Here is an 18,754-nt window from a genome sequence, read left to right as displayed (position 1 = left end):
TCACCCTGATCGAGTTGATGATCGTGGTGGCGGTGGTGGCGATCTTGGCCGCCATCGCCTATCCCTCGTACCAGGAATACGTGCGCAAGGCGCGAAGGGCACAGGCGAAGGCCGACCTGGTGGAGTACGCGCAGTTGGCGGAAAGGTTCCACACGGTGAACAACACGTATGTTGGATTCAATCTGCCCGCGATAAAGTCCCCCAGGGAAAATGGAGCGCCGCAGCACTATTCCCTGGGCTTCAACCCGGTTTCCACTGCATCGAGCTTCAAGATCGAGGCGATCCCGCAAAATGCTCAGGCCAATGACCGGTGTGGAACGCTTTCGATCAACCAGGCCGGGGTCAAGACACACAGCACCGGCTCATACGCCGAGTGCTGGTGAGCCAAACACGAAAAAGGCCACGACATTGTCGTGGCCTTTTTCGTATTCTGGCGCCCGAAGTTGGACTCGAACCAACGACCCCCTGATTAACAGTCAAGTGCTCTAACCAGCTGAGCTATTCGGGCGGGGACGGCAATTGTAAGGCCTGGACCCGTGGCGTCAAGCGCCTGCGGGGTCGCAGCGGTCGCCGGGCCCGGCTTGCTCGGTCCTGGCCCGGCCCACGTTGTTCACAACGACTTTTGCCAGCAGCTGCTGATCGCTGTGGCAGACACGCAGGCTCAGGTTGCTACCGGAAGCGCGTCCGTTCGGCTGGTAGCGGATCAGCGGCCGGCCTCGGCTGCTACGCACCAACAGCCCGCCGCCAAGCGCCTGGAACCGCTGGATCACTGCATCGGCATCCGCCGGGCTCCCCAGCTTGTCGGGGTCGGCAAAGATGATCCAGCCGTCCTCCCACACTAGGTCCCGACGGCACTCTTCTCCATCCGCACTCGGGCAGACGGTCACTGGTTGCCGCCGGGTCACCGCTGCAGCCCGCGCCATCATCAGCGAGGCCGTGAGCTGGTGATTTGCCGTTGCCGCGCGCGTGCGCTCAAGCATTCCTTGGAACGACGGAACGGCTATCGTCAGCATCACGACAAGCACTGCCATCGCCACCATCAGCTCCACTAGCGTCAGCCCCGTCATCCTGCCCTTGTGACCTGCCATTGCCGGCCTCCATCCTTGGAAGCCCACTGTCGTCGCCGATCCGCTGAACCACACTCGGCCGGTGGACCACGCAGGGGTAGGGAAATGTCGCGTGGATCCCCATCCGATACAGGTCCTTACACTGGGGTTTTCCCCGAAGTCTCCGAGCCGATGTCCAGCCTTGATGCCCGTCCCATCGCGACCGACGCGCCGCGTTCAGGGGGAGCGTTCCAGCTCATCTCCCCCTACAAGCCCGCAGGCGACCAGCCGCAGGCCATCGAGCGCCTGTCCGAAGGCTTCGAGAACGGCCTCGCCCACCAGACGCTCCTGGGCGTCACCGGTTCGGGCAAGACCTACACCATCGCCAACGTGATCGAGCGGGTGCAGAAGCCGACCCTGGTCATGGCGCCCAACAAGACCCTGGCGGCGCAGCTGTACGGGGAGTTCAAGTCGTTCTTCCCGCACAACGCGGTGGAGTACTTCGTCAGCTACTACGACTACTACCAGCCCGAGGCCTACGTGCCGTCCTCGGACACCTTCATCGAGAAGGACAGCTCGGTGAACGAGCACATCGAGCAGATGCGGCTGTCGGCGACGAAGGCGCTGCTGGAACGCCGGGATGCGATCATCGTCTGCACCGTGTCGGCCATCTACGGGCTGGGCGACCCGAACGAGTACTTCCGGATGGTGCTGCACATGGTCCGCGGCGAGCGGATCGACCAGCGCGAACTGATTCGCCGCCTCACCGAAATGCAGTACACCCGCAACGAGACCGAGCTGCGCCGCGGCACCTATCGGGTGCGTGGCGACGTGATCGACATCCATCCGGCCGAGAGCGATGACGAGGCGGTGCGCGTCGAGCTGTTCGATGGCGAGATCGAGAACGTCACCCTGTTCGACCCGCTCACCGGCGAGACCCTGCAGCGGGTGCCGCGCTACACGATCTATCCGGGCTCGCACTACGTCACCACGCGGCGCACGGTGCTCGATGCGGTCAACACCATCAAGGACGAGCTGCGGATCCGGCTGGAGCAGCTGTACGGGGCCAACAAGCTGGTGGAGGCGCAGCGGCTGGCCCAGCGCACCCAGTTCGACCTGGAGATGCTCGCCGAGGTCGGCTACTGCAACGGAGTGGAGAACTATTCGCGCCACCTGACCGGGCACATGCCCGGCGAGCCGCCGCCGTGCCTGTTCGACTACCTGCCGCCGGACGCGCTGCTGGTGGTCGACGAGTCGCACGTGACCGTCCCGCAGGTCGGGGCGATGTACAAGGGCGACCGCTCGCGCAAGGAGACGCTGGTGGAGTTCGGCTTCCGGCTGCCCTCGGCGCTGGACAACCGGCCGCTGAAGTTCGAGGAGTGGGAGGGACGCTCGCCGCGGGCGATCTTCGTCTCCGCCACCCCGGGCAAGTACGAACTGGAGCATTCCGGCGGCGAGGTGGTCGAGCTGGTGGTGCGCCCGACCGGCCTGATCGACCCGGAGGTGGAGATCCGCCCGGTGGCGACCCAGGTCGACGACGTGCTCGGCGAGATCAACCAGCGCGTGGCCATGGGCGACCGGGTGCTGATCACCACCCTGACCAAGCGCATGGCGGAGAACCTGACCGAGTACCTGGGCGAGCACGGGATCCGCGTGCGTTATCTGCACTCGGACATCGACACGGTGGAGCGGGTGGAGATCATCCGCGACCTGCGGCTGGGCAAGTTCGACGTGCTGGTCGGCATCAACCTGCTGCGCGAGGGCCTGGACATGCCGGAGGTGTCGCTGGTGGCGATCCTGGACGCGGACAAGGAGGGGTTCCTGCGTTCCACCGGCTCGCTGATCCAGACCATCGGCCGCGCGGCCCGCAACCTGCGCGGCAAGGCGATCCTGTACGCCGACCGGGTCACCGACTCGATGAAGCGGGCGATCGAGGAGACCGACCGCCGGCGCGAGAAGCAGGTCGAGTACAACCTCGAGCACGGCATCACCCCGCAGTCGGTGAGCCGGCCGGTGAAGGACATCATGGAGGGCGCCCGCGCCGAACCGGAGCAGGCCAGGGGTCGCGGCAAGGGCCGTCGTGCCGCGGAGGCCCCAGCGGATTACGCCAGCCTCAGCCCGTCGGAGTTGGCGGCGCGGATCCGCAAGCTGGAGCAGCAGATGTACCAGCACGCCCGCGACCTGGAATTCGAGCAGGCCGCGCGCGTCCGCGACGAGCTGCACCGCCTGAAGGAGCAGGGCTTCATCACGTAGGGCGGCTATTGCGCCCTGCGGGCGCGGCGGGATAAACTGCGCGGCCTCGCCGGGCTGACCCGCGGCGAAGGGCGGTTAGCTCAGCGGTAGAGCACTACCTTGACATGGTAGGGGTCACAAGTTCGAACCTTGTACCGCCCACCAATTATAACAACGACTTAGGCCACCTTCACCGGGTGGCCTTCGTCGTTTCTAGAACGCAACTCAAACGCAGCATGTAGGCGTCAATCGCCTGCACGGCGTGTCCGAGGTAGTCGGGGCGGTACTTCGCGTACACCTCGGTCTTGCCGCCGTAGGCCCGGTGCCCCAGGAATCCCTGGATTTCCGCCTCCGGCACGCCAGCGGCCCGCAGCTCGGTAGCCATCGTGTGCCGGATCGTCTTGGGGACCGCCCCCTTCGGCAGCCCGGCACGGTCGCGCATCTTCCGCCACGCCGTCTTGAAGCTGGCGATGGGCTTCCCGCGCCACGTCACCAGCGGCCCCGGCTCCGCATCGGCCAGCCACGGGAGCAGGAAGTCGCACACCGGCACCACGGGCCGGTACTTGCGGGTCTGCTTCCTGCCGGGCGGGTTCTGCGTCAGCAGTCGCCGGTTGAAGTCCACGAACTCCCTACGCAGCGCCAAGGCCGCCTCTGGCCGCGCCAGCGTCCCGTACAGCAGCGCCAGCATCATCCGCTCATGGGGAAGCTCGGCAGCGCTCCAGACGGCCACAGACTGCTCCAGCGTGAGCACCAGGTCGTTCGGCTCCCCGTCCTCTCCCGGCAGGATGTACGGCACGGTGTCCAGCTCGCCTTCCTTGTAGGCGTCGTTCAGCGCCGCCTTGCCGATCCCGAGGATGCGCTTGATGTAGCCGGGGGACAGGGGCGGGGTCCGCTGGCCGGCAAGCCACGCGATGAACTCCCGCTGCCGTGCCGCCGTCACCTCCGTGACCGTGGACTCCCCGAAGAACTCCGACCAGTAGCCCAGCGCGATCTTCGTCACTTCGGCGGACGCCAGATCCTTGCCCTTGCGGTGCCAGTAGCGCACCAGCACCTGCCCCAGCGCCACGTCCCGCGCCGCCTGGCGGCCCATCGTGGCGTGGGCGACGACCCACTCGGCTAGCTTGAGCTGCGCCGCTTGAAGGTCGCTTGTGCCAATTGATGCGCGCTTCGTCTGTCGAGCGACGGGGTCGTACCAGGTTCGGCACCACTTGTCGGACCCTGGCCGCTTGGAAAGCCAGTAGTCCCCGATTTGTCCGACCCGCTCCTGCATGTCCGTAGGTACTCGCTCAAGATTTCGTCGGTGTAGCGGATGATCCGCTCACCCATTCGGATTGCACCGATCCTGCCGGCGATGCGCTCGCGCGTCAGGGTGGCCTTGCTGACCCCCAGCCTGCGGGCTGCCTCGGCCTCGGTGTAAAGGGTCGGGATCTTCTCCGCTGCGCTCACTTCCCGGCACCTCCCTTCGGTTCTGGCTTGCTCGCGACTCCGCCATTGCGCATCATTCGGAGCAGGGCATCGCGCGCCGGGATCGTGAGCACGCACCGGTCGCCCATCATCACCGCGATTCCCAGGTCGCATAGTCGGCGCGCCTTGCTGCCGTGGACCCGCTCTTTGCGCATAGCCTCGATCGCCATGTCCACTACGCGCCCCGGCCAGGTGCCGGCTAGTGTCGGGTCGATCAGGGTCATCCCGCCACCCCCTTCCCGCGCGCCTGGTCGATGGCGGCACGCAGGTCTTGTGAGTTCAAAGGGAGGGACCCGAGGATGAAGTTCACGTCCGTTATCCGCATTTGGTCGGCCAGCCAGTCCAGCCGCTCCGCATCCTCCCGCGCCGCTTCGAGGGCGGCGGCGGCTTCGCGGAGTAGGGAGAAGTCCCCGTTTCCCAATTCGTCGGAAGTCTCGAACGCCTCCAGGCGCTCCACAAGGTCGCTCACTGGTCACCTCCGGCAAGGGCGGCTAGGCAGCTATTCCAGCCGCGCTCGAACTGCATCACGCTGGGCGGTATGTCGGCGGGAATAGCGAACGGCTCCGGGCGAGCCCTCTGCTGCGAGAGGGCGGCGACGATGGCGCGGATGGCGCGCTGTTCTGGCACGGTCAGCATCGCGTCCTCGCGGATGCAGCGCCCGACGTATTCCACGCCATCTCGCTCGTACTCCGCCGCAAGCAGCTCGCGGGCTTCGGCTTCCAGCTTGGGGTCAGTCACGGCGGGGCTCCTGCTTCAGAAGAAGGGCAATAGGTATCTGGGCCGTCTGCCCTCGGAAACAGAACAGCCACCCGTACATCCGCCGCCCGCCCGTAACGGTGCCCCAGTGCCAAAAGACCTTGACCATCACTCCACCCCCTTCGCGGCTGCGGCGAGGGCGTCCAGAAGGGCGGCAACCGGCCACCGCACCTCATCCTCTCGCACGCCGCCGCCGCTTCCTTCGGGGTCATAGACTTCCCACTTGAAGCCGTGGTGTTGGCTCGTGGCGAACATCACGCGCCACCCCACCACCTCCGCATCGAAGCCCTGCGCGGGCGGGGCATCCTCTCCTGGTGGGGTCCACCCCATACTGATGAGGTGTTCGCGGACGGCGCCCTCTCGCTCGGCTGGGGAGGCGTCGAACCGCACTGCCGGGGTCATGCCCGGGACGCAGGTGCAGGTGGCACAGTGCGCCTCATCCGTCACCACCTCCCCAGCCGGGGCAGCCGGGGCGAGGTAGGCGTCCGGCTTTCGGTACATGTCCATGCCGAGCCAGTCGTTCCCGCACTCGCCGCCGCATTCCTCCCGACCACAGCAGCGCGTCAGCAGCACAGCATCGCCAGCGAACTGCCGCGCCTCCCACCCCTTCCACGCTGCCTGCGTGTCGCCGACTGCATCCCATACCGTGTGGCCGGCGTCCGAAATCCCGGTGTCCAGCCAGTCGTTGAACGCCTTGTCGGTGAACCGTGTGCGATCGGCCTCGCGGTCGCGGGACACCACCCCCGGCTCCGGCAGGGTGGCGAGGATGGCGGACAGGCGCTTGTGCCAGTCTCGCAGGGACTCAGTGGGGAGCCGGGTAACGGCGAGATAGCTAGCCATTTCCAACTCGTCGCTCATTTCCTCCACCAGCCCCGCCAGCTGCTCCTTGGGGTCACTGCTCATTGGTGGCCTCCTTTCGGACCCATTCGCGATTCACGAAGGCGACCAAGCCGCGCCGCCGAAGCGCCTGGAGTCTGCGATCCAAGACCCTGTCCCACCCGTTGGGTGCGAGCTTCTTCGCCTCGGTCTTCGCGATTTCCCAGTCGTAGTAGCCGCTCCGGGGGCGGTCGTGGAGGTCCAGAACGATCCCGGCATCCACGCCTGCGTACTTCTCACTGCTCATTGATCTTCTCCAGTCGCTCCGCCTCGGCCAGGTACTCGGCTGCCCGGCGCTCGCGTTCATCAGGTGGGAAATACGGGTTGAAGCGCTCCGTCTGCGCTGCCTCTCGGTACGCAGCCGCCAGGAAGGGCGGGGAGTGGCGGTACAGGCCGAGCTGCTGGGTCATGCGGCGGTCCTCCGGAGGATCGGCAGCACCACCCCTAGGCCGCTACGCTCCAGTGCCGCCACGTTGGCTAGCCCGTAGGCGACAAGGCAGATGGGGGCGCCGGAGTTGAAGGGCGCTCGTGCGCCGCTGGGGGAGTGGAAGTGCGGCCGGCCCTGCAGGAACAAGACGGCATCGGCCGCGCCCCACACGCTTTCGTAGAACATTGCGGTTTCGGTCCGCGCTGGAATCAGGGCGATCCCGTCTCCATGCGCGGCCAGCCTCCGAAGCCACCAAGCCGCCTCGCGGCCGAACGGTGGGTTCAGCCACACGCGGCCGGACCACTCCGCTGCAAGGCCATCATCGGGCAGCTCAATGTGCCGAGATGCGGTAGGCCACGGACGTGGGGATGGCCCGGCGCACGGATCCAGGTCGAAGGCACCCAGCGCGGACACGATGCCCGGAGGCGTCAGCCACGTGCTCGTCCCCATGCGTGCCGACTGGTGGCCGGACAGGCTCACCACAACACCCCCTGCACCGGCTCCCGGCGCATCGACCTACGCGCCGCCTGCGCCCATCCGAACAGCACCCAGTAGAAGTCCCGGTTCACCCGGCTATGCCTGCGGGCGCGACACTCGTTCAAGTACACACGCGCGCGGCTCACCTCGGCACGCATCACTGCACCTCCGGGGGGATCACCTCGCCGGTTTCCGGATCGACTTCGGGCACGGGATCGGCTGCGGGACGGGACTCGTCAACCGTTTCCGGCTCCGGTTGCGCCTCCTGCGCCGGCTCCGCCTGGTGATCCAGCGCCGCCCGCTGCTGCAGCCGCTCCTGCAACTCGGCCAGGTCCTCGCGCTCGACGCGCTGCACCCGCACGGTTTCCGCCTCGATGATCCGCTCGCCCTCGTCCTGGTCGTAGATGCCGGAGAAGCCGAAGGCGATGCGCGCGCCCTGGATCAGCGTCTTGTGGCGCAGGAACCGCTTTGTGTGGGTCTGCCACGGCCCGCTGATCGTGTAGTCCTTGCCTCGGGCCTTGAACGGCTCCCGGTACACTTCGTCCAGGTACTCGCGCACCACCACGGGGCGGGCGCGGTCCTTGCGGTAGATGCGGATTTCGCACCACTCTGGGCAGGGCTTGCCGCCGGTGGGGGTTACGATCGACTCGCTGTAGTCGAACTCGATCCCGTCCAGCTCCGGGTGGCTGTTGATGATCCGGCTCCAGCCGTCCACCGACACCACCGGCACGATGCTGCCCTTGTCCTCGAAGGCGTAGATTTCCTTCGTGAAGGGGTTGAGGCCGTACTGGTCAGCCACCACCAGCAGGGCAGCCATCTGCTCGTTCGACACCTGCATATCGCCGCGCTGCTTGAAGGCGGTGGCCTTGAGGGTCGCCAGCAGGCGGGTCGGCTCGATGCTGAACTTGTCGGCGAACTTCTGGACCAGCGAGCGGCGCTCGGGCTGGGTTGCGATGGCGGTGCTCATGCGGCTTCGTCCTCAATTCCGTAGTGCGCCCAGGCGGGCAGGGTCAGTTCTTCCAGGTTCTCGCTGTAGCCCGGCCACTTGCCGGTGCGGACGCACTCGGCCTGCCGGCGCATGGCCTTGCGGCGCTGCGCCTCGCCGAGCTGCTCGGCCTGCACGTCCAGCGCGTAGGGCTGGCAGACATAGGGGGCTTCCGACTCGACCGCGAGGAACAGGAAGTAGCGGATGCGGTCGCCGCAGGTGCGGATGCCGGATAAATAGTGGGCCTGCTGCAGCGCGTACATGTAGCTGGTCACCGCCCGCGCGAATCCTTCGTGGCTCGCGTCCCGGCAGGTTTTCAGGTCCATCAGGTACTCGCCGCCCAGGTACAGGTCGGCGCGCGCCTTGCAGTCCAGGCCGGTTTCCTCGTCGGTCCAGTTGAACGTGACCTCCCGATCACCCCCTACCAGCAGCCCGGCGGCTACGGGGTGCGCCCGCACGCTTTCGGCCATGTACCGGGCGCGGTCGTAGTCGTCGCTGGACAGCTTCACGCGGCCGGCGTTCTCGGCCTCCCATGCGCGCCACCAATCCATCGCGGCGATGCTGTCGGCGCTCGGCTTCTTGGCGTTCCACTGCGCCGCGGTCGGGTAGCGCGGCGCGTTCGCCGGCACGACCGTGTAGGTGCGCTCGAAAACGTCCGGCTCCAGGGTCGCCATGTGGAAGGCGCGCCCGAAGGTCAGGGCCGGGGATTCGCGGTCGGCCTCGGGATCCTCGCACCAGTGCTTGAAGTGCGCCGGGGAGCGCAGCATCAGCTTCAAGCCGCTGGCGCTCGCCACGTCCAGGCGGCGCTGGTGGTAGACCTCGGCCGGCACGTCGGTGGTGATGGTGCAGCTGGCGAGGGACTGTGCCGCCTCCATCGCGTCGGCTTCCCATGCAGGCTGCGCGCTCACGACACCAGCTCCCCGCGCTCACGGGCGCCCTTCGCCATAACGGAGTAGTTCTCGACATACTCCGGGAAGGTGGCGGCCAGCTTTTCGCTGTTCACCGGATCGGCGCAGCGCCACGCGCAGGCCAGATAGCGGACGAAGGAGCCGCCGTAGCGCTCCATCATCGCGAGCATGCCGTCCAGGTCTTCGATTTCAGTGGTCATGGGTTGCTCCAGGTAGGTGCCCGACCGCCGGGCGGGGAATGGCAGGGGGTGCCCCCGGCGGCCGGGCGTTGCGGGGTTCAGCGCGCCGCGAGGTACAGGGCGGCGGCGAGGGTGGCGAGGACGACCAGCCGGGCGGCGATAACGCGCATGCGGCGACGGATTCGGCGGGCGCTCGGGGCGCAGCGGGTGACGGCGGTCACTGCCCACCCCCGGACAGCAGCAGCAGGGCGAACAGCGCCCAAAACGCCATCACGACCATGCATCCGGCGAAGGCGCGCAGCAGGCGGTTCATCGCGCACCCGCCTTGTCGCTGGCGACGAACTCCCGAGCGGCCTGCACGTGTTCGTGCTCGCCCAGGTTCTCGGGCGTCACGTCGTAGCTGCCATCCGGGCGGATGAAGTCGCGCGGGTCGACCGGCGTGGGGATCGAATCGAACGCAGCGCGGAAGTCGGCAAGCGGGCAGGGCTTCATGCCGCCTTCCTCCCGCACTCGCGCGCCATCAGCTCGTTCTCGGCCATGTGGAGCAAGCGCGCCCGGCGAGCCTCGCCGTGGACCTTGGCCAGCTCCAGCAACCGCGCCAGAGCCTGGGAGCCGATCAGCTTCTCCGGCGCATATCCGTCCAGGTCGGCCATCGCGCGCTCCAGTGCGGAGTAGTGCTCGCCGGAGAACGTGCCGTCGTTGAACTCGTCGGCCTCGCGGCACTTCTCGGCGTCGTCCGCCCATTCGGTCGCCAGCTCGTCGGCTGCCTCGGCGAAACGCTGGTCGCGCTCGTTGATCCCGAGGTCGCCTTCCAGCCAGGTGTCGTATGCGTGTGCCATTCCCGTGTCTCCCGGCCCCTGCCGCGTTGCTGCGGTGGTCTGTGGGGCGTTGGAGACAAATGTAGGCAATGCCTAGGTGTCTGTCAATAGGCAATGCCTAGATTTCTTCATCTAACAATGCCGCGCCGCAACAATCCCCGGCGATCGGGCACAAAAAAGCCCCGCCGGAGCGGGGCTTGGAGGCCGAAAGTGGTGCTACAGGTCGAGCGGCACCGTGTCTCCATAGCGGGTATGGATCTTGTTCAGGTTCGCTATGAAGTCGTCGTAGTCCTTACTCAACTTCATGATGGCCGTGACCGACGCCAGGTGTTCTCGCAACTTCGGGTGCCCCATGTCAGGCGTCAGGCGCTGGTGCAGCTTTCCCTTCTTCTCGTCCTTGGCTGCTTCCTTCTTCAGCTCCCTCCGGACTCCGGGGGCCAGCCTGTCGTAGACGATGTTGTTGGTCAGGATGCCGAAGTACTGCGGCCTGTAGGAGGCGCGCTCCGGTGGGTACTGAAGACCACGAAGCCGGAACAGCTGTTCGTAGTAATCAGATGGGAACGTCTTGACGTAGGGCTGTAGCTCCTTGGCTACGAACGCCTCAAGTATCTGTGCGAGGGCATCCTTGTCGCGATCCTTCTGATAGCCGGTAGCCTCGTCAACAAGCGCAATAATGCCAACTCGGGCGAAGCCACGTACGAGGACTTCCGCTTGAGCGGCAATGTGTTCCTGCTGCTTCTGCAGGAGCTTGCCCGAACGCGCTTCCAGAATTACGTCGCACAAGTCCGCGAGAACAGTGGCCTCGTACCCATACACCGGACGTCCCTGGCCGGGAACGCGAAAGCGGATTGGCGTCCGGAGGCGCTCCGATAGTTCAGCGCTGCGCACGGACAACTCTTTGTTTCCTATGGCTTTATCAGCTACAGATTGAGCGAAAACCGCAAGCCGCTGCTCACCGGCAGATCCGCCACCGGTTGACATGCCGACCCCGCTCTGGAGCCCGCGCTGCGAAAGAACGCGCGTGCCGTCATCTAGGACATAACACGAAATCTCTACATGCCCGATCTTCAGGGGATGGTCTGTCGATCCGTGGGTAGCCTTCGGCAGCTTCTGCATCTCGGCCTTAGCGAGCGCTGCTTTCCGGGCGCTCTCGCTCCGCTGCTCTGGGGTCATTGCAGCCGCCCTCGCTTTCCCCCCTCGGGCCCTACCTTTCGTTTCGCTCATTGCACGTGCTCCAATGGAATTACGTGCATTAAAGCACAATGCACGCAGGGTTCGTGATGCGCGTGCACGGGCCTCTAGTGCTTCCTGAACTGCCAGTCAGTCCACGGTGTATCCGTATCTCGCATCGACGCGGGCCATCAGCACTTGAGGGGCGACCATCAGCACAGCGACGAATACACACGACTCGATCCACCCCGCCTGCGCTCCGCGCCACCCCAACCACCCGCCGATCACCATGCCGTACAGGCAGGCGACCCCCACGGACGCGTGAAGGTGCTCCCGTCGTGCCTTGGGAGTCATCAATCTTCCCAGCTCCCGATCCAGCGCACGCGGCCGATCACCTCGAAATCGTCGCCCTCGCGTACGAGCACCGGCCGGCGCCACTTCGGGTCTGTGTCGTTGTCGCTTTCGATGAACACAAGGTCGCCATGCACCTGGAGCCGCTTGGCGTAGACGTGCCCTTCGTAGCGCACGACGTAGATCCGGTTGTCCACCACCCGGGTGTCGCTGGTGTCGAACAGGATCGCGTCCCCATCGTGGATCCGCGGCTCCATTGAGTCGCCCGAACCGTAGTAGACCTGCAGAGCGCCAGGGCGCAGACCCTTGCGCTGGAGGCTGTCGCGCCGGAACTTGAGCTTGTGCGTCTCGGCGTACTCATCGGGGAGCGAGCCGTCGCCCAGCGCCACGTCTTGCGCGTAACCGAGAACGTCCGACCAGTCGGCATCACCGGGATCCGGCCCGCCCCCCAGCACGCCAGACTTCGGAAGCCCCCAGTGCTCCGGACCGACTACGTCAGAGAAGTAGTTAACCAGCTCGGGTAGGTGGTGCTTGCTAATCCTTCCGTGCTTGATCCAGTCGTACACAGACGGGCCCTTGATCTTGAAGTGGCGGGCAACCTCCGCCTTCGATACGCCCTTCAAGCGGATCGCTTCGTCTACCGCCTCACCAAGGGCTGGCCCCATAAGCATTGCCTAATCACACCACGTACTAGGTGCCCGTAGGCAATGCCTTGACGGCGAACATAGGCAATGCCTAGACTGTGCGCCATGGACAAGACCACAGTCGAGCGAGTCATCGAGGAGGCCGGTGGTGTGAGCGCCCTGGCCTCCAAGCTGGGCGTGAAGCCCCCCACCGTCTACCAGTGGAAGTCCGGTGACCGGAAGGTGTCGCCGCGCCTCGCCATTGCGATGAGCAAGAAGTTCCCCGGTATCGCGTCGGTCCACGACCTCCGCCCCGACGTCTTCGGCCCCGAACCCGAGCGGAGCGCCGCGTAGATGGCGGCAGAGGCGGCCATCGTCGCTACTCTCCAGCGTCAGCTCTGTGTTGCTGCAAGGCAGATTGCGTGGATTGAAGTTCAGACCGCTTTGCTTCGAGCTGGAGTGCCCGAGCGAGCACTTCGAGCATCGTGGAGTGAAGCTCTCCTCGCTCGTCCTCGGACGCAATCTGTCGAAAGTCGGCTTCCAGCTTGGAAAGGCTCGCGCCTGACTGCCGGGCCATCGCGGCAAACATCTGCCCGACCAGGGTCGACAGCGCAATTGCGGTGTCTCCGATGGCTCGGTTGGTGTTCTGTAGTTCTCGCTGCGTCGCTTTCCTTTCAAGCATCGGCTCATGGCTCCGTGGTGGGTGAGGGTGGGTCGCACCTCCGATCCTGCCACGGGGCCGCCTCCTACGCGGCTCACCGCCGCGCCAGCCGCCGGATCACCAACCGGCCGTCGACGCGGCACACCGCGAACGCATTTCCGCACATCCGCACCAAGGCAACGACGTTGCCCGCGGCGCGAGCTACCTGCTCCTGAACTGACACCGGCTGCACTCCGTGAATGGGGTGCGGCCTTTTTCACCCCTCGGAGGGGGAATCAATGGGAACGAATCATCCCCATGCTTCCGCACAGCTTTCCCTGGTCTTTGAGCAGGGCCTATCGCAGCGCCATTTGAGCCTACGTGAGTGCATGGCGACCGGGGTCTACCGGCAGGGGCTGGGGCGGATCGCGGGCCAGATTGATATGGCGCCTTCGAAGCTGTCCGAGAAGCTGGCCGGCGGCACCGAGCGAAAACGAGACATCGGCCTGGACGAGTTCGAGGCGTACATCGCCAAGACCGGGGACGTGACCCCGATCCACTACTTGGCCGACAAGTACCTGCGCGACCCCAACGTGACGCAGCAGGAGGCGCTACGGAAGCTCGCCGGGCTGGCCGAGACGCTACCGGCGCTTCTGGCGGCCGCGGGGCTGTCGGGAGCGCGGCGATGACGTACTGGCCCACCACTCCGATTCGTCGCGACGAGCTCGCTACCGCGGTCCGGACCGCAAGCAGGCAGGACGAGGCCGTCATGGCCGTGTATCGCGCAGCCGGACGCCCCCTATCCGCGTCCCAGGTCTGGCGTTCGTGCGAGGCGCAGGGCCGACGCTGGCCGCTGACCAGCATCCGCCGCTCGATCACCAACCTGATGAATGCCGGCGCCCTGGTTCACCTGCCGACGCAGACCCGCACCGGAATCTACGGCCGCCCCGAAACGCTGTACGCACTCCCCGAGAGGGAAGGCAGGGCCGCTGCGTGAACTACTTCGAGCACCACATCGGCGACTACGCCGCTGCCACTTCGCACCTGACGCTGCTGGAGGACGCCGTCTATTCCCGGCTGCTCCGGCGCTACTACCTCCAGGAATGCCCACTTCCCGCAGACGTGAAGCAGGTCGCGCGCCTCGCCGGCGCCCGCACGCCCGACGAACTGGAGGCGGTCGACGCGGTGCTGGCCGAGTTCTTCACCCTGGAGGACGACGGCTGGCACAACAAGCGAGCAGACGAGGAGATCGCGCGTTTCGTGGCGAAGATCGAGTCCGCGCGTGAGAACGGGAAGAAGGGCGGGCGCCCCCCGAAAGCGAAGCCACCCAGCGGCGGAAGGAAAACGGAAAAAACCCAACCCTTTCCATCGGGTTTGCAGGAAGAAACCCGACCCTTTTGCTCGGGTTCCGAAAACGAAACCCAACCGAAAGCTCACCAGGCTCCAGACTCCAGACCCCAAGAGCTCGCTTCGCTCGCTGGCGCGCGCGAGCCGACCGCGGCCGGCCGAGCGTGCCTGCTGATGCGGAAAGCGGGATGCGGTGGGACCAACCCGAGCCACCCCGACCTGCTGGCTGCGCTGGAGGAGGGCGTCACGCCCGAAGCGCTGGCGGCGACTGCCGCCGAAGCCATCGAGGCCAAGAAGACCCGCCCGTTTGCCTGGGCCATCACCACCGCGCGCAGCCGCCATGCCGAGGGCGCCGCACCCATCACCGCAGGAGCAACCCATGCAGGCCATAGCCGACTGTCTGCCGCCGACCGCGTGCAGGCCAACATCGAGCGCAGCCGTCGCGAGCGGGGCGAGTTCACCGTCATCGAAGGCACGGCTTCCCGTGTCGCAAACTGAAACCCTGTGGGGCCGCATGGCCTCGATCTACGGCCACCGGTGGACCAGCAGCTACGGCGACGATCCCGCCGGCATGGCCGGCGACACCTGGGCCTCCGGGTTGGCGGGCCTGACCGGCGCGCAGCTTGCTCACGGCCTGCAGGCGTGCCTCGCCAGCAGCGAGCCTTGGCCGCCGACGCTGCCCGAGTTCCGGTCCATGTGCCTCGGGATCCCGCCGATGGCCGCGGTGCGGCTGGACGCCGGCAAGCAGGGCGGCTTCACCCGGCTGGTGTGGCAGTTCCTCGATGGGCACCGCTACCGCAGCGTGAGCGCCGACCAGGCCGACCGGTTGCTGCGCGAAGCCTACGAGCTGGCCCGGGAGCACGTGATGCGGGGTGGCGAGCTGCCCGAGGTTGCCGGCGCGGTTGAGCAGGAGAAGCGCGAGGTGAAGCCGGCAGACCCGGAAGTAGCGAAGGCCCATGTCGAGGCGATCCGCCGCGAGCTGTGCGGCAAGGACCTGGCAGCGGGGCCGGACCGATGACCGGCCTGCCCAAGCCCGAGCTGGAGCGGTTCGTCTACCTGTCCCGCTGTGGCTGCAGCGTGTGCGAACTGGCCGAGTGGTTCCAGCTCCCGGTGTTCGAAGTCATCGAGTTGTGGAGGGCGCACGGATGACGCTGGCACGCCGGAAGGGGCTGCGGAGCCGGAAGCGCGCGATCCCCGCGCCGACCGCGGCGCAGCAGCAGTACCAGGACCGTGCTCGGGCGCTGGGATGCGTGGTGTGCCGGTTCCGCATCGAGCACGGAATGCAGCCGAATCGGCAGCCGGGCGCCACCGAGATTCACCACCGCAACGTGGGCGACCTGCACGGGCAGAAGCAACTGGGGCAGGACGAGGTGGTGGCCCTGTGCGAGTGGCACCACGACGGCGATTGGGTGCACTGGGGCTGGGGCGACGACGAAATGCGCGAGGTCTATGGGCCGAGCTTCAAGGCGCACGCCCGCGACTTCCGCGAGTGGACCGCCGATGCGTTGCCGGACCTGCCCGGCAAGGGCACCGAGCGGTGGCAGCGATACCAGGACGAACTATTGAAGGGGGCGAAGTGAACCTGTCTCAACGAATCCGCGACTACCTGGCCGAGCATGGGCCGAGTACGACCGCCGAGGTGCACGTCGGCCTGCCGGACGTGAAGGCCCGCAACAAGATCGCAATGGCGATCGGGTCCATGCGTCGGGCCGGGATGGTGGAGGCTGACGGGTCCACGCCGGCGAGGTGGGGCCTGGCCCGGGACGTGCGGTTGTGGAAGCACGCCACCGAGGGCGAGCGGCAGCGGGCGCAGGAGGAGTACCGGCGGCGAAGCCACGTGAAGCGAGTGGCCGCGCGCGCGTTCGAGCGCAAGAACCGGGGGGGCACCCGGAGTCGCGCGGCGTTTCTCGCCGAGTGCGCGGAGGGCCGGGTGGAAATCGCGCAGGAGCGGCTGGAGCGGCTGCTTACCGAGGTGCGGCAGGCGCAGGACGTACTCGAGCGGTCACGGCAGGAGGCTGCGGAGCTGCGCGCCGCGGCTACGGCCGATGCGGAGCAGCGAGCCCGGGCGGCCGAGGAGCGGGAAGCGGCGCGCAAGGCCCGCGCCGAGGCGGCCGAGGCAAAGCGGGCGGCCAGGGAGGCGGCGCGCAAGGCTCGGGCCGAGGCGGAGGAGACGAAGCGGGCGGCCAAGAGGGCGGCGCGCAAGGTACCGGCCAGGAGGGCGAAGCCGAAGCCGAAGCCGGCGGTTCGCAAGCCGGTCGTGGTGCGGCCGCCGGTGGTCACCCCGAAGCCGCCACCCGTGCAGAAGCAGGAGGTGCCGACCATGACGGTCGATGAGTTCCTGGCGCAAGGCGGGAAGGTCGAGCGGGTACCCGCGGCGTGGGAAAGGGAGGCGGCGTGATGGCGGCTTGGACGCGAGAGCTGCCGGCGGCGGTGGTTGATGAGGACGGGATCGTGGTGGGGAACCTGCGCCGCCAGGCCGCAGGGGAAATCGCCGCCGACGCCGCCCGGCGGATGGTGCGCGCGGCCGGGCCGGTGGCGGTGACGGTGGATCCGGATGGCCGGGTGTGGCTGGAGCCGCCGGAGTGCGCGGCAGAGGTGGACCTGGTGGGCGTGTACGACCCCGAGCTGGGCTTGGTGGCGATCACCACCGTGGTGCGGGATGACTTGATCGACGTGAGGCGGGAGTGGAGGCAGGCGGCATGAACCAGAAGCAATGGGACCAGGCGTATGACGCAGGGGAGTCGGCGCGCCGGGCGGGCAGGGATCGAAGGGCGCCGCTATACGCGATGGGACGGGACGGCGAGGTGCTGCGCGAACGGTGGTACGCGGGGTTGGATGACGCGGACGCCCGGATCAAAGGGGAGCGGAAGCGGTGAGGCCGCTGACCCTGCCGTGGCCGGACAAGGCCCTGTCCCCGAACGCTCGTGTCCACTGGTCGAAGCGGGCGGAAGCTGCCAAGAGCGCGCGAGCCGCGGCGCGCCTGCTGGCGATGGCGGAGAGGTGGAGCGGGGAGGGGCTGCCCGAGGGGCGGCTGCACCTGTGGATCACCTTCCACCGGCCCGCGCGGCGCAAGTACGACGACGACAACCTTCTGGCCCGGTTCAAGCCCATGCGAGACGGGCTGGCCGAGGCGCTGGGGATAGACGACGCCCGGTTCGTGTCGCACCCGTTCGTGAGCGACGAGGTGCGGACCGGCGGCGAGGTGGTGGTGCGAATCACGGGAGGATCGGATGGGCAGCTTTGATCATGGAATCTTGAATGTTCCGCTGCGCAAGCGCGGGAACATCGACGCTGAAATCGACCGCTACAAGGCGCAGCAGGCCCGGGAGGCGAAATCCCTGGCGCGCGAGCAGCACAAGAAGTGGCAGGCGCGGCAGGAGCGCATTCGGGCGGTCAATGAGCGGATCAAGGCGCTGACGGACGAGCAGGTCACAGCCCTGGCTCCGGTTCTGGGGGTCCACCGGCGGAGTGTGCGGAAGCAGCTGCGCTGGAACGCAAGCATCAATCCCTCCGCCGTGGCGAAGATCATTGAAGAGCTGGAGGCGGCATGACGGGGGAGGTGGATCAGTTCGGGTTGTACGTCGCCGGCCGGCTTGAGCAATGGGGCCGCGAGTTCGCATTGCATCGAGATTGCGAGTACCTGGGCCACCAGAGCAAGAACATGGTGCAGGTGCTGATCGAGCACAAAGGCGAGATGCCGGCGCGGCCTACGGGCTTCAAGCCACTGGAAGTGGACATGCTCGCGCAGCAGGTGGAGGACATCATCGCGGACATGGGCCGGGTGGATCGGACGCTGGCGACGGTGATGCGCGCGTATTACTGCGGCAAGGGGCGGAAGTTCCATGAGCGCCTGGAGACGTGCAACGAGCTTCTGGCTGCCATGGGGCTGCCCGAGGTTCGGCGCGAGGCGTACCGCGTGCTGCACATGCGCGGCTTCGATTGGGTGCGCGGCGTACTGATCGGGATGGCCATCGCCGCTTGAAGTTAGCAAAAATGCTAAAATCAAGGCGTCGATAGTGGAGGCGGCGAATTGATATGAGAAGTGCTCGGTTTGTTGCGGATCGGATTCTAACGGACACCTGTTTTCTGTATACGGCGTTTGCGCCGATGGTCTTGTTTGACCATGACCGAAAAGAGGTGAGGGACGCTGAACACGTACTTGTCAAGGTCGGAATCAGCTCCGCCCCGATGGACCGGCTGCACCAGATCCAGTGCGGCTCGCCTTTTCACATCGAAATCGCTGCGTTCGCTCCCGCTGGATACCGAGAAACTGCGAGAAAAATCGAGACGCGGATCCTGCGACATTTTAGATCCTACAAAACTCGTGGGGAGTGGCTGATGCTCCCGAACACTCCCCAGATGCGTAAAGAGTTCGCTTGTGACGCGAGGGGGGCCATCCACGATGTAACGGGGCGCCCAGTGGAGTGGCGACGGGTTACCAGGAGCGAACTCCGG

The 18,754-nt window shown here is 66.7% G+C and carries 31 protein-coding genes and 2 tRNA genes; 15 read left to right on the top strand and 18 right to left on the bottom strand.

The window, feature by feature from the left end; translation table 11 throughout:
- Window positions 1-17: 17 nt before the first annotated feature.
- Window positions 18-383: a type IV pilin protein gene (locus LY625_RS03975; RefSeq protein WP_233738324.1), complete on the top strand. Its 366-nt coding sequence runs from the start codon at window positions 18-20 to the stop codon at window positions 381-383.
- A gap of 48 nt (window positions 384-431) precedes the next feature.
- On the opposite strand, the gene LY625_RS03970 is transcribed toward LY625_RS03975, so the two are convergent.
- Both LY625_RS03970 and LY625_RS03965 read right to left on the bottom strand, forming a co-directional pair.
- Window positions 432-508 (bottom strand) — tRNA-Asn (locus LY625_RS03970).
- A 34-nt stretch (window positions 509-542) separates the two neighbouring features.
- Window positions 543-1,088: a Tfp pilus assembly protein FimT/FimU gene (locus LY625_RS03965; RefSeq protein WP_233737710.1), complete on the bottom strand. Its 546-nt coding sequence runs from the start codon at window positions 1,086-1,088 to the stop codon at window positions 543-545.
- 150 nt (window positions 1,089-1,238) lie between these two features.
- Here LY625_RS03965 and uvrB point away from each other — a divergent pair, with 150 nt between their 5' ends.
- A complete protein-coding gene (gene uvrB, locus LY625_RS03960) occupies window positions 1,239-3,299 on the top strand; it encodes an excinuclease ABC subunit UvrB (RefSeq protein ID WP_233737709.1) in 2,061 nt (686 codons plus the stop codon).
- A gap of 69 nt (window positions 3,300-3,368) precedes the next feature.
- Window positions 3,369-3,443: transfer RNA gene (locus tag LY625_RS03955), tRNA-Val, on the top strand.
- Window positions 3,444-3,468: 25 nt separating this feature from the next.
- Here the strand turns inward: LY625_RS03955 and LY625_RS03950 are convergent.
- The 14 genes from LY625_RS03950 to LY625_RS03885 all read right to left on the bottom strand — a co-directional run bounded on the left by LY625_RS03950 (window position 3,469) and on the right by LY625_RS03885 (window position 12,144).
- Window positions 3,469-4,548 (bottom strand): site-specific integrase, encoded by a 1,080-nt coding sequence (locus LY625_RS03950; protein WP_233737708.1) that lies wholly within the window; start codon window positions 4,546-4,548, stop codon window positions 3,469-3,471.
- Window positions 4,549-4,720: 172 nt separating this feature from the next.
- Window positions 4,721-4,966 carry a hypothetical protein gene (locus LY625_RS03945; protein ID WP_233737707.1) on the bottom strand — a complete coding sequence of 82 codons (246 nt, stop codon included), beginning with the start codon at window positions 4,964-4,966 and terminating at the stop codon, window positions 4,721-4,723.
- On the bottom strand, window positions 4,963-5,211 hold the full coding sequence (locus LY625_RS03940; RefSeq protein ID WP_233737706.1) for a hypothetical protein: 249 nt from the start codon (window positions 5,209-5,211) through the stop codon (window positions 4,963-4,965). Before LY625_RS03940 ends, LY625_RS03945 begins: the two co-directional genes overlap by 4 nt.
- Window positions 5,208-5,480, bottom strand: a complete 273-nt coding sequence (locus LY625_RS03935; protein WP_233737705.1) for a hypothetical protein — start codon at window positions 5,478-5,480, stop codon at window positions 5,208-5,210. The genes LY625_RS03940 and LY625_RS03935 overlap by 4 nt, the downstream gene beginning before the upstream one ends.
- A gap of 126 nt (window positions 5,481-5,606) precedes the next feature.
- On the bottom strand, window positions 5,607-6,401 hold the full coding sequence (locus tag LY625_RS03930; protein WP_233737704.1) for a hypothetical protein: 795 nt from the start codon (window positions 6,399-6,401) through the stop codon (window positions 5,607-5,609).
- Window positions 6,391-6,621: a hypothetical protein gene (locus tag LY625_RS03925; protein ID WP_233737703.1), complete on the bottom strand. Its 231-nt coding sequence runs from the start codon at window positions 6,619-6,621 to the stop codon at window positions 6,391-6,393. The genes LY625_RS03930 and LY625_RS03925 overlap by 11 nt, the downstream gene beginning before the upstream one ends.
- Complete coding sequence (locus LY625_RS03920) at window positions 6,611-6,784, bottom strand: hypothetical protein (RefSeq protein WP_233737702.1); 174 nt, start codon at window positions 6,782-6,784, stop codon at window positions 6,611-6,613. Before LY625_RS03920 ends, LY625_RS03925 begins: the two co-directional genes overlap by 11 nt.
- Before the next feature lie 651 nt (window positions 6,785-7,435).
- Entirely contained in the window at window positions 7,436-8,245 is an 810-nt protein-coding gene (locus tag LY625_RS03915; protein ID WP_343223455.1) for a recombinase RecT, read from the bottom strand.
- Window positions 8,242-9,171, bottom strand: coding sequence for a PD-(D/E)XK nuclease-like domain-containing protein (locus LY625_RS03910; RefSeq protein ID WP_233737701.1), 930 nt, complete (start codon window positions 9,169-9,171; stop codon window positions 8,242-8,244). The genes LY625_RS03915 and LY625_RS03910 overlap by 4 nt, the downstream gene beginning before the upstream one ends.
- Window positions 9,168-9,371 carry a hypothetical protein gene (locus LY625_RS03905; protein ID WP_233737700.1) on the bottom strand — a complete coding sequence of 68 codons (204 nt, stop codon included), beginning with the start codon at window positions 9,369-9,371 and terminating at the stop codon, window positions 9,168-9,170. The genes LY625_RS03910 and LY625_RS03905 overlap by 4 nt, the downstream gene beginning before the upstream one ends.
- A gap of 288 nt (window positions 9,372-9,659) precedes the next feature.
- Window positions 9,660-9,842, bottom strand: a complete 183-nt coding sequence (locus LY625_RS03900) for a hypothetical protein (protein WP_233737699.1) — start codon at window positions 9,840-9,842, stop codon at window positions 9,660-9,662.
- Window positions 9,839-10,189 (bottom strand): hypothetical protein, encoded by a 351-nt coding sequence (locus LY625_RS03895; protein WP_233737698.1) that lies wholly within the window; start codon window positions 10,187-10,189, stop codon window positions 9,839-9,841. Before LY625_RS03895 ends, LY625_RS03900 begins: the two co-directional genes overlap by 4 nt.
- Before the next feature lie 195 nt (window positions 10,190-10,384).
- Entirely contained in the window at window positions 10,385-11,392 is a 1,008-nt protein-coding gene (locus LY625_RS03890) for a P63C domain-containing protein (RefSeq protein ID WP_233737697.1), read from the bottom strand.
- 299 nt (window positions 11,393-11,691) lie between these two features.
- Window positions 11,692-12,144, bottom strand: a complete 453-nt coding sequence (locus tag LY625_RS03885; protein ID WP_233738323.1) for a S24 family peptidase — start codon at window positions 12,142-12,144, stop codon at window positions 11,692-11,694.
- Window positions 12,145-12,438: 294 nt separating this feature from the next.
- Between LY625_RS03885 and LY625_RS03875 the strand changes: the two genes are divergently transcribed.
- Window positions 12,439-12,666, top strand: a complete 228-nt coding sequence (locus LY625_RS03875; protein ID WP_233737696.1) for a YdaS family helix-turn-helix protein — start codon at window positions 12,439-12,441, stop codon at window positions 12,664-12,666.
- 25 nt (window positions 12,667-12,691) lie between these two features.
- Here LY625_RS03875 and LY625_RS03870 read toward each other — a convergent pair whose 3' ends face one another.
- Window positions 12,692-12,994, bottom strand: coding sequence for a hypothetical protein (locus tag LY625_RS03870; protein WP_233737695.1), 303 nt, complete (start codon window positions 12,992-12,994; stop codon window positions 12,692-12,694).
- 347 nt (window positions 12,995-13,341) lie between these two features.
- Between LY625_RS03870 and LY625_RS03865 the strand changes: the two genes are divergently transcribed.
- The 11 genes from LY625_RS03865 to LY625_RS03820 all read left to right on the top strand — a co-directional run bounded on the left by LY625_RS03865 (window position 13,342) and on the right by LY625_RS03820 (window position 18,281).
- On the top strand, window positions 13,342-13,641 hold the full coding sequence (locus LY625_RS03865) for a hypothetical protein (protein ID WP_233737694.1): 300 nt from the start codon (window positions 13,342-13,344) through the stop codon (window positions 13,639-13,641).
- Entirely contained in the window at window positions 13,638-13,949 is a 312-nt protein-coding gene (locus LY625_RS03860; RefSeq protein ID WP_233737693.1) for a hypothetical protein, read from the top strand. Before LY625_RS03865 ends, LY625_RS03860 begins: the two co-directional genes overlap by 4 nt.
- Window positions 13,946-14,797 (top strand): YdaU family protein, encoded by an 852-nt coding sequence (locus tag LY625_RS03855; RefSeq protein WP_233737692.1) that lies wholly within the window; start codon window positions 13,946-13,948, stop codon window positions 14,795-14,797. The genes LY625_RS03860 and LY625_RS03855 overlap by 4 nt, the downstream gene beginning before the upstream one ends.
- Window positions 14,784-15,317, top strand: a complete 534-nt coding sequence (locus tag LY625_RS03850; protein WP_233737691.1) for a hypothetical protein — start codon at window positions 14,784-14,786, stop codon at window positions 15,315-15,317. Before LY625_RS03855 ends, LY625_RS03850 begins: the two co-directional genes overlap by 14 nt.
- The gene (locus LY625_RS13370; protein ID WP_255703299.1) at window positions 15,314-15,448 is read left to right on the top strand and encodes a hypothetical protein; all 135 of its coding nucleotides are present in this window, start codon (window positions 15,314-15,316) and stop codon (window positions 15,446-15,448) included. The genes LY625_RS03850 and LY625_RS13370 overlap by 4 nt, the downstream gene beginning before the upstream one ends.
- Window positions 15,445-15,879, top strand: coding sequence for a Ref family recombination enhancement nuclease (locus LY625_RS03845; RefSeq protein WP_233737690.1), 435 nt, complete (start codon window positions 15,445-15,447; stop codon window positions 15,877-15,879). The genes LY625_RS13370 and LY625_RS03845 overlap by 4 nt, the downstream gene beginning before the upstream one ends.
- A complete protein-coding gene (locus LY625_RS03840) occupies window positions 15,876-16,697 on the top strand; it encodes a hypothetical protein (RefSeq protein WP_233737689.1) in 822 nt (273 codons plus the stop codon). The genes LY625_RS03845 and LY625_RS03840 overlap by 4 nt, the downstream gene beginning before the upstream one ends.
- Window positions 16,697-17,002, top strand: coding sequence for a hypothetical protein (locus LY625_RS03835; protein ID WP_233737688.1), 306 nt, complete (start codon window positions 16,697-16,699; stop codon window positions 17,000-17,002). The genes LY625_RS03840 and LY625_RS03835 overlap by 1 nt, the downstream gene beginning before the upstream one ends.
- A gap of 169 nt (window positions 17,003-17,171) precedes the next feature.
- The gene (locus tag LY625_RS03830; RefSeq protein ID WP_233737687.1) at window positions 17,172-17,543 is read left to right on the top strand and encodes a hypothetical protein; all 372 of its coding nucleotides are present in this window, start codon (window positions 17,172-17,174) and stop codon (window positions 17,541-17,543) included.
- On the top strand, window positions 17,530-17,850 hold the full coding sequence (locus tag LY625_RS03825; RefSeq protein ID WP_233737686.1) for a hypothetical protein: 321 nt from the start codon (window positions 17,530-17,532) through the stop codon (window positions 17,848-17,850). The genes LY625_RS03830 and LY625_RS03825 overlap by 14 nt, the downstream gene beginning before the upstream one ends.
- Window positions 17,847-18,281, top strand: a complete 435-nt coding sequence (locus LY625_RS03820) for a hypothetical protein (RefSeq protein ID WP_233737685.1) — start codon at window positions 17,847-17,849, stop codon at window positions 18,279-18,281. Before LY625_RS03825 ends, LY625_RS03820 begins: the two co-directional genes overlap by 4 nt.
- An 86-nt stretch (window positions 18,282-18,367) precedes the next feature.
- Here LY625_RS03820 and LY625_RS03815 read toward each other — a convergent pair whose 3' ends face one another.
- Entirely contained in the window at window positions 18,368-18,604 is a 237-nt protein-coding gene (locus LY625_RS03815; RefSeq protein WP_233737684.1) for a hypothetical protein, read from the bottom strand.
- Window positions 18,605-18,754 lie beyond the last annotated feature (150 nt).

This window comes from Lysobacter sp. GX 14042 (assembly GCF_021390425.1).
GTDB lineage: Bacteria > Pseudomonadota > Gammaproteobacteria > Xanthomonadales > Xanthomonadaceae > Novilysobacter.
This window is presented reverse-complemented; position numbering and strand designations above follow the sequence as displayed.